This is a genomic window from Streptococcus parasanguinis (assembly GCF_032163505.1).
In the GTDB taxonomy this organism is placed as follows: Bacteria; Bacillota; Bacilli; order Lactobacillales; family Streptococcaceae; genus Streptococcus; species Streptococcus parasanguinis_V.
Window position 1 is genome coordinate 1,449,061 of sequence record NZ_CP134147.1, and the last position, 12,087, is coordinate 1,461,147.

The window sequence follows — 12,087 nt, forward strand, 5'->3', positions numbered from 1 at the left end:
AATTTTGTAAACTCTTGCTTTTTTGGGGAAAATTTGACAAAATAGATCCATAGAAAGAAGGTAGCATTATGTCTAAATTAGATCAAATCGTCGATTTTCTTGAAACTGAAAAAACAGATGTCGCTGTTGTATCCGATCCTGTCACCATCAATTACCTGACTGGATTTTACAGTGATCCCCACGAACGTCAACTCTTCTTGTTCGTCTACACTGACCACGAACCACTTCTCTTCGTTCCTGCACTTGAAGTGGAACGGGCGACTGCAGTTGTCGATTTCCAAGTGGTTGGCTATGTGGATTCTGAAAACCCTTGGGAAAAGATTAAAGGGGCTATCGCAAAACCAGATGCTAAAACCGTTGCACTTGAATATGATAACTTGATCCTGACCAAATACAATGGCTTGCGTACTGTCTTTGAAAAGGCTCAATTCACCAACTTGACACCACGGATTAACCGGATGCGCTTGATCAAATCTGCTGATGAGATCCAAAAAATGTTGGTGGCTGGTCAATATGCAGATAAGGCTGTCAATATGGGATTCGACGCCATCTCACTAGATAAAACTGAAACTGATATCGTAGCAGAAATCGACTTTGGTATCAAACGCTTGGGTTATGAAATGAGCTTTGAAACCATGGTCTTGACTGGAAATAATGCAGCTAACCCACACGGAATTCCTGGAAGCAACAAAGTCGAAAACGATGCTCTCTTGCTATTTGACCTTGGCTGTATGGTGAATGGTTATGCGTCTGATATGACTCGAACTGTTGCTGTTGGGAAACCGGATGATTTCAAAAAAGAAATCTACCACTTGACGTTAGAAGCTCAACAAGCAGCCATTGACATGATCAAACCAGGTGTAACAGCACACGACGTCGACCGTGCTGCACGGAGCGTCATTGAAAAAGCTGGCTATGGTGAGTACTTCAACCACCGCCTCGGACACGGTATCGGAATGGACGTGCATGAATTCCCTTCTATTATGGAAGGAAATGACATGGTGCTTGAAGAAGGCATGTGCTTCTCAGTCGAACCAGGAATCTATATTCCAGGTAAAGTCGGTGTTCGTATCGAAGATTGTGGGTACGTCACAAAAGACGGATTTGGACTCTTCACTGAAACCAGCAAAGACTTACTTTACTTTGACTAATCCTTTAGTCGTTTCAATATATAACAAACATCTTGTTTCGTTAATAACTATAAAAAATGAGGCTGGGACAAAAGTCCTAGCCTCTTAATTATCTTTGGATTGTCGAGCAAGACGCAGTGGTTGAGTGGGCTCTACTACGCTGATTTCATCAGCTTTTACAGCCCTACTCAACTGTGCGGAGGTGGGACGACGAAATCGAATTCTAACGAATTACCGATTTCTGTCCCACTCTCTTTTTTCTTATGAAACCGATTCGAGTTTCATTCTTTTCTGCGTATCTTCTACGACGTCTTTTAAAGTGGTTTGGGACATTTCTTTTTCCATAGCAGTCTGAATGTCCTCAAGCTTTCCATCTAAAACATTATGGATATTGTGGCCAATTGGGCAGGCTGGATTCGGATTGTCATGAAAACCAAATAATTGACCTGTCGAACCTAAGCATTCTACTGCTTGATAGATATCCAGCAGGCTGATCTCATCGGCTGCTTTTGCGAGCTCAGCTCCGCCTGTCCCACGCGCTACATGAATCAATCCAGCTTTCTTCAACTGAGACAAGGTCTTTCGAATAATAACAGGGTTCACGCCGACACTTCCTGCCAAAAAATCACTGGTTACTTTTGTTTTCTCTCCTTGTAGAGCAATCATGATCAAGACATGAGTCCCAATGGTAAAGCGACTCGAAATTTGCATAACTTCACTCCTTTCTACCCGTTTTTGAAGGTAGAGTCTATTGAACAACCGTCAAGGGACGACTTTCGTTATTCCTATTATACTCTTTTCAGTTGTAATGTCAACAGTTACACTATTGGAAGAAGTCCTCTAGCCAAGCATCGATTTCTCGATCATGACCTTCTCTCTGCTCAATTTCATGAAGGAGCTCATGATTGTGGGTATGATGAATGCCATTGACCAAACTTTCATAATATACTTGGTAATAAGGAAGATGGAGGTCTTTTGCCAGTTGCAGTTCTTTTTGGACATCATAGTCCACCCGTCTAAAATCGACATCTTTTAGCCCCATTTGATCAAATTCGAGAATGGCATACATGGCCCGAAGGTCCTTGCGAAGATTCTTTTCCAAAAAGAAAGGTTGACCGATCGATCCAGGATTGATAATCAGTTCTCCTCCTGTCCCGTAGCGGAAAAACTGCTGGTGAATGTGTCCGTAGACTGCAATATCACAAGACGGGTTTGTCACCAAGCGATCAAAATCCTTCTGCTCACCAATGTGGATCAATTCGCGACCCCAATTCTTATCAGGTAAGTGGTGGGTAATGCCGATCTTTAAACCTGCGATTTCTCTATGGACCTGCATGGGCATTTTCTGCATGTCTTCAATTTCCTGGGGCGTGATTTCTTCAAGAATATATTGACACTGGCGCATGAGGTAGCGATGACTGGGTCTGGTCTCATCCAACATCCCCCTCATAGCCCGCCAAAGACTATCTTCCCAGTTTCCAAGGACTTTGACCGTAATCGGTAGCTCCTCTAACAGCTCCAAGAGGGCCCGTCTCCCTGTCCCCGGCATCAAACTATCTCCCAAGAGCCAATATTCATCCACCTTGGCTTTTCGACTATCCTCTAGGACAGCTTCCAATGCTGTCGTATTTCCATGAATATCTGAAAGTAAAGCAATTTTAGTCATGATCTTCTCCTTCTCTCCATTATAACAAAGAGAAGAAAAACTTCCACCCAAAGGTGAAAGTTTTATGAACATTCCATGCTACCAGAAATGAAAAATAAGGATAGAGATCTTTATTGGACGATATCAGCCACGGGCTTTGTATCTTATAAACGAACACGCCTCCAACTCTTTGTATCTTAGTCTACTGATTTGAGAGCTTCGAGCATGTCTACTTTTCGGAGATAATGGTCAACATAAATTCCTAACAGGAGCAAGAGAAGGAGCATTCCTCCGACAGGAAAGAGAAAAACGCTAAGTCCCACTTTAGGGTAAAAGAGAATGGCATCTGGTGCAATCATTGCAATGAGGAATTGATGAAGATAATAACCACCCACTAATCCCATGAGGATCCCTATGATAGACAATAAGATGGTTTCGCGGTAAATATAGAGCGTCACTTCCTTATTATGGAATCCTAAGACCTTAATGGTCGATAATTCACGGATCCGCTCTGCCACATTGATATTGGTTAAATTATACAAGATCACGATAGCTAGCAAGATCGATACGACTACTAGAATCATCATAGTGGTGTCCAAAGATTTGGCAACTGAGTTAAAGAGGGAAATCATCGAAGCGTTCTGACTAACCGCCTTCACAGCTGCAAGATTCATCATATCCCGACTAACAGCCTGCACTTGTCGTGTAGAAGGATTTTTCAACTTCAGCAAATAGCTATTTGCTGAAGTCCGCTTTCCGTAGATTTTTTGGTAACTTGCCTGATCCATATAGACAAAATGGCCTACATAATTTTCAGTGATTCCTGCTACCGTAAAAGTATGGCCATCTAAGGTCAGTCGATCACCGACTGTAACCCGGGCTAGTTGTGCTAGTTTACTACTGATGATAACCCCTTTCTTGAGAGACAAGGGCTCTCCTTGCTTGAGAGAACGCAAGCTGACAAAGGGAGAAAAATCTGCACGATTTGTAACCATCATCGTAATGGTCTGCTTGTCGCGTCCACCCTTTAAAGATGCTTCGATGACCTTACTATAGATGGCTCGATAATCTTTGATATCTGATTTTTCCAGACGATTGGTTAGTTCCTTGCTTTCTTGGCTTGATGCATTCGTTTTTTTGGCTACAATCAACTCATATGATAGGATCTCTTGAAATTGGCGTTTGGGAACCCCTCCTACAGAAGATTGAATCCCTAGCCCTGCGAAGAGAAGAGCAACAGAACCTGCCACTCCAAATATGGTCATCAGCATCCGTTGTTTGTAACGAAAGAGATTACGAGCAGTGACCTTGTGGGTGAAACTCAGACGTTTCCAAATAAAATGGAGACACTCCAGGAAAATCTTCGAACCAGATACCGGTGGTTTGGGCAGTAATAAAAGATTGGCTTCTTCTTTTAATTCCTTACGCGAAACCCAGTAAGCCGGAAGCACACTCGCAACGAAAGACAGTCCGAGCGCAATCAGAGTCATATCCCCATAAAAATACTCTCTGCTCTCTCCAATCACCATCCCTTGCGTGATAATGTTGGAAATGATCCCCGATAGGAAATAATGGCCCAGCAAGGTTCCTAGAAGGGTACCGATCGTCCCTGCAAAGAATCCATAGAGGACAAATTTGAGAATGATGTCCCTGGTACGATAGCCCAGCGCCTTAAATATCCCTGCATTGGTTCGCTCTTCATCGACAAAGCGGGTCATCGTGGTAAAGGTCACCATGGCGGCTACTAGATAAAGAACAACCGGAAAAATATTTCCGACAGCGGAAATACTACTACTAGCATTGCTATACATCAAGTAACCTTGTCCACCTGGCATGGTCTTGCGGTCATAGACATGATAAGTTGGAATTTCCAGCTGATCTCGCTCCCTTTGCGCTTTTTTCAGCTCCTCCTCTTTTTTTGCGAGCTCCGTTTCACCTGCAGTCCAGTCCTTCTTTTTCTGATCAATTTGTTCTTGGGCTTGATGGAGCTTTTCTTGACTGGCTACTTGCTCTTTAGCTGGCAGAAATGGAGCTAATTTCTTGAACTGGGCCTCCTGCAAGTCTAATTGTTTTTGAGCCTGATCGATCTGATTTTTAGCTGACTGGAGTGTTTCCTCGGCACGACGGAGTTCTTTCTGGCCTTTTTGAATCTGCCCATCCGCCTCCTGCTTGAGTCTTTGATAGCGGGCCTTTCCATTGTCTTTCAGAAGTTTTTCTAACTCTTCTTGATGAGCTTTGAGCCCTTTTTGGTAGACTTGCGAAAAAGAATCTAAAGACTTCAGATCATCAAACTGGATCCGCGCCATCGCGGGAAGTTTAGTCGTAAAGACCTCTTTTGAAACTAGTGCATAGGCATCTAGATTTCCACTACCACTCATGGCAGTGCCTAAATTCTTTTGAGACCACATCTCAGAGGATTGAACAAAACCAACAATGGTGAATTGCTTTCGCTTTAAACTAGAGCGCGTTCCAGCCTTTTCTTCAAGTGTGAGGGTATCCCCTATCTGATAGCGATCCTCCCAAAAACTTGCTAGGGCCAGTTCCCCTTCTTTTTGGGGCAGGCGCCCCTTGGTCACACGAAAAGAAGAAAGACTTTTTGGGGCAGAAAAGAGTCGAATTGCCTTTCCTGTTCCTTTCACTGTCAAATCCAGCAGGGAACCAAATTCGACACGCGCTCCTTTGACTCCTAAAAGTTCCTCTTGGTCTGCCTGGTCTAATCCCAAGTCCCCCATGACAGCAAGATCTAGCATTTTTTGTTGCTGAATAAACTGGTTAGCCGTTCGGTGCATATTTGGAGTAGTCACCTTTAAGCCAACCAAGGCCAAGCTTCCCAATAACATCAAGGTTAAGATGGAGAGAAAACGTCCTTTTGAATGTGTAAAGGAAGCAAATAGATCCTTCCAATAGACTTTTCGTTTCATGCTACCACCTCTTCTAATATTCTAGCGTAGCAATATCTTGAGGAAGCTCATTGATTTCTACCGACTTGACCTTGGCATCATGCATGCGAATCACACGGTCTGCAATCGGAGCTAGGGCACCATTATGGGTTACGATGATGACCGTCGCTCCCTTTTTTCGAGACATATCCTGTAAAATCCCCAATACTTGCTTACCCGTCTGGTAATCCAAGGCTCCCGTCGGCTCATCACAAAGGAGAATTTTAGGGTTTTTAGCCACTGCCCGAGCGATCGCCACCCGTTGTTGCTCTCCCCCTGACAATTGGGCAGGAAAATTATCAAGACGATTGCCAAGTCCTACTTCTTTCAAAACAGCTTCCGGATCTAGAGCATCAGAAACAATTTCTGAAGCCAACTCAACATTCTCCTTAGCTGTCAAATTAGGGACCAAATTATAAAATTGAAAGACAAAGCCAACGTCATCTCGTCGATAATCCGTTCGTTGATGGGAATTGAGCTTAGAAATATCCACCCCATCAATCAGGACCTGTCCTTCGTCATTCGTGTCCATCCCTCCTAAGATATTGAGAACTGTTGATTTTCCAGCTCCTGACGCCCCTAAAATAATGACCAATTCGCCTTTTTCAATCTCAAAAGAAACATCCTGATTAGCGAGAATCTCCGTTTCTCCACTCGTATAGCGCTTGTAACAGTGCTGCATTTCGATGTAGGCCATTTTCTCTCTCCTCCCTCCTATTTCCTATCTATATTATAGTCCTTTTCGAATTGATTACAAAGAAATCGAGGCATCAACAATAGTAATTCTTCCTCATTATCATGAAATATCATAAATTTTATGCTATAATTGGAGACAAATTGATTTATTCTTAGAAAGAAGGCTCATCATGAGTTTACAACAGTTTGAAAGGAAATCACTTCAAGAAATTAACCAGTCTATTGACGTGCCAAAAGGCATCCCCTTTTGGAAGACTCTTCTACTCTTTTCAGGACCAGGAAGTCTGGTAGCTGTCGGCTATATGGATCCGGGAAACTGGATTACCAGTGTGGTCGGAGGGGCCCAATACCGCTACCTCCTCTTATCAGTGGTTCTTCTCTCGTCTTTGATCGCCATGCAGTTGCAACAAATGGCTGGGAAACTAGGGATTGTCCATCGTAAGGACCTGGCCCAAACAACCGCCCATCATTTGCCAAAATGGCTTCGCTATACCCTTTGGATTGTGATTGAGCTTGCCTTGATGGCGACAGATTTAGCAGAAGTCATCGGATCAGGGATTGCCCTTCACCTCCTCTTTGGCTGGCCCTTGCTCTTTTCCATCCTGATCACCATCTTTGATGTCTTCCTATTACTAGGACTCATGCATCTAGGATTTCGAAAGATCGAGGCCATCGTATCAACCTTGATCCTCACGATCCTTGCAATTTTTGGCTATCTGGTATTCCTATCGAAACCAGATATCGGAGGAATCTTCGCTGGCTTCCTCCCTCAAAAAGAAGTGCTGGGAATCGGTCTTCCAAAAGGAAATGAAGCCTTGACCTTGGCGCTTGGAATCATCGGGGCAACCGTAATGCCCCACAACCTCTATCTCCACTCTTCCATTTCGCAAACGCGAAAGGTGGACTACAAAGATCCAGCAGATATCAAACGGGCAGTGCGCTTTATGACCTGGGATTCAAATATTGAATTGAGTTTGGCCTTCGTCGTCAACTCCCTCCTCTTGATTCTTGGAGCGGCCCTCTTCTTCGGTCACGGGGATAAGATCGGTGCTTTTTCTAGCATGTACAATGCCCTCAAGGATAACCACATTGCCGGTGCTATCGCTAGTCCCTTCTTGTCCACCCTCTTTGCCATCGCTTTGTTAGCCAGTGGTCAAAATTCAACCATAACTGGGACCCTAACTGGTCAAATCGTTATGGAAGGTTTCTTACGATTCCGACTGCCACAATGGGTGGTGCGTCTCATGACTCGGATCATCGCCCTTCTTCCTGTCATCATCGTTGCGATCTTATTTGGAGACCAAGAACATGTCCTTGATGACCTTCTAGTTTATTCTCAAGTCTTTCTATCAGCGGCTCTTCCTTTCTCCATTTTCCCTCTTGTTTATTTCACCTCCAACAAGGAAATCATGGGAGAACATGTCAATGCGAAATGGAATACTTTCTTAGGCTATCTCGTTGCGATTGTCTTAACTATCTTAAATTTCAATTTGATCGTGACAACTTTTATCAAATAAAGAAACCAGCACTTCAACGGTGCTGGTTTTTTGTTTATTACACTCCCTTTTCCATCTTGCTCCTCCATTTCCTAAAAATTTCCTGACCATTTTTTTAGGAGGGAATTATTTTAAATCACTAATTATTGTGAGATTTTCACAAAATCTTGTCAGGGCCCGTCATTCATAAACTTGTAAATTTTTTGTACACTTTTCGTTATCTGTACAAAAATGAGAATTGTTGTCTAATTTATTCTTTTGGAGTATAATGCTATTTGTTAGTGTCGTGAAATTATTTAACAGATAAATTATTTTAACGTCAAATAAATAAGAATAAATTTATACAACTACAGAAAGGAACATATGGTACGCCAAAGACAAACAACAACCAAGTCAGACTTACGAAATGCGCTCTCAAAACTCCTCTTGCAACAACCTTTTGAAAGCATCACTATTCGACAATTAACCGAAACAGCTGGCATCAATCGAGGGACCTTCTACTTGCACTATGTCGATAAATACGACATGTTTGAGCAAATGAAAATGGACATGATGCAAGAATTGGATAGCCTCTTCGTTGAGGGAAGCCCTGTCAAGGTGAACTTTCTCAATGTCTTGACTGCTATTAAAGACAATTATGATTTTATTTATGCATTGTCCCAATCCTGTTGCTCGGACTTCCGTAAATTGGTAAGAAGTTTTACTCTCCATGCACTAGACGATACTCCTCATTCTAAAGAACACATCATTTCAGACTTTCAAGTTCCATACAAGTATGGGCTAGAAATTTTCATCGCTACGATTGAATCTGTGATTGTGACCTGGTTAGAATCCGGTGCCAAGGAAGAGCCAATCGAAATCGGTACGATCATTCTTAGCGTCTGCGACTTTGCTAGCTGGAACTAAATCCCCCAACCTTTTCCTACCTTTATGGAGAAGGTTTTTCTTTTTGGCAAATGAACAACATTCAGATCACCTTGTTCAACTTGTTTGTAAAAGCAAAAAAGCAGGATGCTAGGCTCCTGCTTTTAGAATGTAGACAAATTACTTTAAAGTAAAATAAGTTAAGCGATTTTGCAAAAAAAAAATAAAAATGAGTTCCAATTTTTAAATCGATTCAAGAAAATACCGAAACTTTCCGCTGTGAGAAAAGTGCCTGAAACAATAACGTTTCAGGCACTCGGGAGTTTTGAGACCCTAGGCTCAAAACTAAGTCTTGGAACTTCGAAGAAGTTCGCTGACGTCCGTACTCACCTAAGGAAAGTTTTTTATATGACTTTGTCTTCAATCTGAAGGCAGGATCTTAACATCCTGCTTTTTCTTTATTTTTTCTTTGCCAACATGGTTGCAAATCGAAGTTGAATCCGATGGCCATTCTCATCTCGACGATGGAGATGGCCTGGATTTTCATTGTATTTGACCAATTCCCAATCCTTGTAATACTCCGCCAATTCTCCTTCTTTAAAGGTGAACGAGAAGGGCATCTGGCAAGGATAATCTTCCGTATCCATAGCACAGACAATGAGATTGTAACCACCTGGATTGGTATGCTCTTGCATATTGCGGATAATCGCTGGAATCCGATCAGCCTCTAAAAACATGAGGACCACAGTCGATATGATGAAGTCATAGTTTTGGGTAAGAGCTGCAGCATTGATATCATAGAGTCCCACTGGCATCTCTAGATCTTCCTCAGCGACAATACTTTGTAAGATCTCAAGAGCCAGTTCATTTTGATCCACTGCTGTCACGTCAAAGCCATGTTGGGCCAAAAAGAGGGCGTTGCGGCCTTGCCCGCATCCTAGATCCAGCGCCTTTCCAGCTGGGACAATTCCCACTGCTTCTAGCACTTCTGAATGGACAGGATTGGTGTTGTATTTTTTGGGGAAATAGTCTTTTGGCTCACAGTAAAATTCTAGGTACCACTCCACATCGTCAGTCGCCGCTTCGACACGATGCCAGGCCTGGGGCTCGGCCATGGGGTTCTCTGCTCCTGCTTCAAAGAGGTGGCTCGCGATTTCTTCCCCCTCTTCGGTCAATTCAATAAATCGTAACTGACCCTTTAAAACAGTAATCTTTCCCCAGGTTCCTACCTTGGTATTGTGCTTTCTTTGAAGAGCTTCTGGCATGGTATCCTTGGTCCAGATAGGCATGCGCTTGTAAGCAATCAATTTTTGTGTCATGCTGCTTCTCCTTTTTCTTTCTGTACCCTTATCATACAGAAAAAAATTCCTTTTTACAAGTTGGAAAAAGAGGCTCCGCTTTCTAGCAGAACCTCCTTGTTAGGATCTCATCATCCTCTTTATTTTTTTGATTTCTTATAAAAGAATCCAGCTAAACTAAATCCACAAACGGCCAATACTCCAAGAAGGACTGAGAAGACCACACTTGAATCTTGGGTCTGGCTAGCCTTTTTAGGGGTATCCCCAAGTGCTTCCTGACAAGTTTCTGGCTTCTTGTCTGAACTGTCTTTTTCAGCAGCAGCCATTAAATTCGCTTTGTTATAGCCATCGTAGACAAAGTCAGCTTCCAAGCCCTTTTCTTCACGAATCTTATCTTCCATTTCCTTTTCAGTAGCCTTGATTTGTTTGAAGATTACATCTGCTCGATCCATGGATTCCTTGGTGACTTCACCTTGAAGAGCTTTGGCTTGGTCATCTGTGAGACCACTATATTTTTGATCCAAAGCAGCTTGTTCCTTGATCCAGCCGGCTTCCATTTTTTTCCATTTATCTTGGATACTGGTGCCAAAGAGGTCTGGATATTTCATGACCATTTGGTCGATGTGCCAAACAGCCCAATACCATGAAGTTGGATCGTACTTAGCAGAGCGGACTTTAAAGGCACCGTAGGTGTCATTGACTAAGCCATAGAATGGGACATATGGGGTATTGCGACTTTGGGCAAGACCCAACCAAACGATTCCACCAAATGGACTTGGTAAGTCTTTCTTGATTTGATAGACATGGGCATCAATGACGTTTTCATTTCCTAGAGCATACTTGTATTTCTTGGTATCAACTTTTTTACCTGGTTCGGCCAAGTCATCTGCTGTAAATTGTTTGAGGTGTTCAAAACGGTTCCGTTGTTCGGCAAAAACATCTTCTAGACTATACTTCTTAGAAGGATCCGTTGGTTTACGAAGCAGATCAAAGTGTTGATCATCATATTTGACATCTGCCTTTGGATCCATCAGGGTAATCCCTGCATAGGTCCGTGAGCGGTTGCGTTCGGTGTATTCGTCCGGACCATAAGAATCCGCAATATGGAATTTGCCATCCTTATCCGTCTTGTAATGATCGGCTTTCTTAGCTACTGCTTCTACATCTTTTGAAGCAATGACATTGTCCTTGTCCTTGAGATCGACATGTCCCAGATAGTAGGTATTGGCAAAAATAGCATAGCGGTCTTGTGGGAATTTAATAGCCACATATTGGTGACCTGAGAGGATTTCCATGTACCAGAGCTCATTTTTATCTGCTACGACAATAATATTCCCTTCAGCAGAACCTTTTTCATCCAGAGTCTTGGCAACGATTTCGATTCCTTCTCGAGCAGTTTTTGCACGAGGCAAGACCAAGTCGATCATGGAAGCTTCTGGTAGGCCATCTTTGACCAAAGGGTCGGCTTTCAAAATCTTGTCATGCGGAGTCGCTGATACCGTCGCTGTCATCGACACGCCCACTTCATTAAAACCATGAGCTCCGAAGTTCCCGTTGCTACCATCACCACGCGCAGCATCATAGGTCGCTGTGTACTTCATTTCATGGCTCAAATGAGGATAGGTAAAGCCATTGGACTCATCTTCGATCTTATCCCCTTCCTTGTAGTCCTTTGCTGGAACTACAACAAAGTTTTGATTGTGGCGCCCGCCATCTGGTGCATAGGGATAGTCCTCTGTACGACCGTAAAGCATAGAGCCATCCGTGGTTAAGTCCTTTCCCACAATGAAGGCGGAACAGGCTTGTGCAACCTGCACAGGGAAGAGAGCGATCAGCATGAGGCCAAACAGTAGTTTGAATAGGATTTTCTTCATAGTCTTTCTCCTTATTGACTACAAAAGAGGCTAGAAAAACTTTCAAGCCTAAGAAAAGCAACTATACCAACACCCTAATTTTAGTATATAATATAAGCAATTGTTTTGCAAGCGATTACAAGCAGAAAGCATAAAAAAGACAGAT

At 43.0% G+C, this 12,087-nt stretch carries 9 protein-coding genes; 3 read left to right on the forward strand and 6 right to left on the reverse strand.

Annotated elements, in window-relative coordinates; translation table 11 throughout:
• Positions 1-68 precede the first annotated feature (68 nt).
• Positions 69-1,151 (forward strand): M24 family metallopeptidase, encoded by a 1,083-nt coding sequence (locus tag RIN70_RS07320; protein WP_003005548.1) that lies wholly within the window; start codon positions 69-71, stop codon positions 1,149-1,151.
• A gap of 240 nt (positions 1,152-1,391) precedes the next feature.
• Here the strand turns inward: RIN70_RS07320 and RIN70_RS07325 are convergent, their stop codons facing one another.
• From RIN70_RS07325 to RIN70_RS07340, 4 genes are all read right to left on the reverse strand, one after another.
• Positions 1,392-1,841 carry an Rrf2 family transcriptional regulator gene (locus RIN70_RS07325; RefSeq protein ID WP_031576605.1) on the reverse strand — a complete coding sequence of 150 codons (450 nt, stop codon included), beginning with the start codon at positions 1,839-1,841 and terminating at the stop codon, positions 1,392-1,394.
• Positions 1,842-1,953: 112 nt separating this feature from the next.
• Positions 1,954-2,796, reverse strand: a complete 843-nt coding sequence (locus RIN70_RS07330; RefSeq protein ID WP_129824040.1) for a metallophosphoesterase family protein — start codon at positions 2,794-2,796, stop codon at positions 1,954-1,956.
• Positions 2,797-2,972: 176 nt separating this feature from the next.
• Complete coding sequence (locus tag RIN70_RS07335) at positions 2,973-5,696, reverse strand: ABC transporter permease (protein WP_195623470.1); 2,724 nt, start codon at positions 5,694-5,696, stop codon at positions 2,973-2,975.
• A gap of 13 nt (positions 5,697-5,709) precedes the next feature.
• A complete protein-coding gene (locus tag RIN70_RS07340; protein WP_195623471.1) occupies positions 5,710-6,411 on the reverse strand; it encodes an ABC transporter ATP-binding protein in 702 nt (233 codons plus the stop codon).
• 169 nt (positions 6,412-6,580) lie between these two features.
• On the opposite strand from RIN70_RS07340, the gene RIN70_RS07345 reads away from it, so the two are divergent.
• On the forward strand, positions 6,581-7,927 hold the full coding sequence (locus RIN70_RS07345; RefSeq protein ID WP_003013089.1) for an Nramp family divalent metal transporter: 1,347 nt from the start codon (positions 6,581-6,583) through the stop codon (positions 7,925-7,927).
• A 342-nt stretch (positions 7,928-8,269) separates the two neighbouring features.
• On the forward strand, positions 8,270-8,812 hold the full coding sequence (locus tag RIN70_RS07350) for a TetR/AcrR family transcriptional regulator (RefSeq protein ID WP_118095426.1): 543 nt from the start codon (positions 8,270-8,272) through the stop codon (positions 8,810-8,812).
• Positions 8,813-9,228: 416 nt separating this feature from the next.
• Here the strand turns inward: RIN70_RS07350 and tehB are convergent, their stop codons facing one another.
• Positions 9,229-10,089, reverse strand: coding sequence for an SAM-dependent methyltransferase TehB (gene tehB / locus RIN70_RS07355; protein WP_045759711.1), 861 nt, complete (start codon positions 10,087-10,089; stop codon positions 9,229-9,231).
• A gap of 119 nt (positions 10,090-10,208) precedes the next feature.
• Positions 10,209-11,942: a C69 family dipeptidase gene (locus RIN70_RS07360; protein ID WP_118227939.1), complete on the reverse strand. Its 1,734-nt coding sequence runs from the start codon at positions 11,940-11,942 to the stop codon at positions 10,209-10,211.
• Positions 11,943-12,087 lie beyond the last annotated feature (145 nt).